At 74.7% G+C, this 1,195-nt stretch carries 1 protein-coding gene; it reads left to right on the plus strand.

Translation table 11 applies throughout. The annotated features are described in order from the left end of the window. Positions 1–1,195, plus strand: a 1,195-nt coding sequence (locus tag AB0O00_RS40440; RefSeq protein WP_363659652.1) for an SDR family NAD(P)-dependent oxidoreductase, incomplete at both ends; no start/stop codon positions are given.

Genomic DNA, 1,195 nt, shown 5'->3' on the forward strand with positions numbered 1-1,195 from the left:
GAGGACGGTGAGGGCGTCTGGCGGCGCGGCGAAGCGACCTTCGTCGAGGCCGAGCTCCCTGCCGAACTGACGGGAGCGGCTGCCGGATTCGGCCTCCACCCGGCCCTGCCGGCCGCCGTGCTGCAGGCGGACGGCCGGGGGCTCGTGCCGGTGGCGTGGGCCGGGGTGTCCCTGCACGCCTCGGGCGCGACCGTCGTACGAGCCCGGCTGGTGCGGACGGGCGCTGACACGCTGTCGCTCGCCCTCGCCGACGCGGCGGGCGAGCTCGTGCTGTCGGCGGAGTCCGTCGAGCTGGGCGAGCTGGCCGCCGCCTCTCACGCGGTGGACGGGTCGCTGCTGCGGCTGGAGTGGGTGCCCGCGCCGTCGCGCGCGGGTGAGCACGTGACGGCGGTGACGTTGGGGGAGGGCCTGGCGTCGCTCGGCGAGGTGCCGGACGTCGTCCTTGTGCCCGTGGCGGGTGGTTCGGCGCCCGAGGACGTGCACGGGGTGACGGCGTGGGTGCTGGGTCTGGTGCAGGAGTGGCTGGCGGAGCCGCGTTTCGCCGGTGCGCGGCTGGTGTTCGTCACGCGGGGCGCCGTCGATGGTGTGTCGGATCTGGCCGGTGCTGCCGTGTGGGGTCTGGTGCGGGCGGCCGAGTCGGAGAACCCGGGCCGGTTCATGCTCGTGGACGCGGACGGTGAGGTGCCGCTGGACGCGGTGCTGGCCGTGGGCGAGTCCCAGGTGGTGGTGCGCGACGGTGTCGTACGGGTGGGCCGGCTGGCCCGTGCGGCCCTCGCAGATGAACCCGCGAAGGGCTGGGGTGAGGGCACGGTCGTCGTCACGGGCGGCACCGGCGGCCTGGGCCGGCTCGTCGCCCGGCACCTTGTTGCCGAACACGGTGTCCGCGACCTGCTGTTGCTGAGCCGTCGCGGTGGCGCCTCCGAGCTGGTGGACGAGCTGACGCAGCTCGGCGCCCGCGCCGAGGTCGTGGCCTGCGACGCCGCCGACCGGGACGCGCTCGCGGACGCTCTCCACGGCCGGACGATCACCGGTGTCGTGCACGCGGCCGGCGTGCTGGACGACGGCGTGGTGAGCGCACTGACGCCCGAGCGCCTGGCGAACGTCCTGCGCCCCAAGGTCGATGCGGCCTGGAACCTCCACGAGCTGACCAAGGACCAGGACCTCAAGGCCTTCGTCCTCTTCTCCTCCATCTCGG

The organism is Kitasatospora sp. NPDC093558 (assembly GCF_040683475.1).
Lineage (GTDB): Bacteria > Actinomycetota > Actinomycetes > Streptomycetales > Streptomycetaceae > Kitasatospora.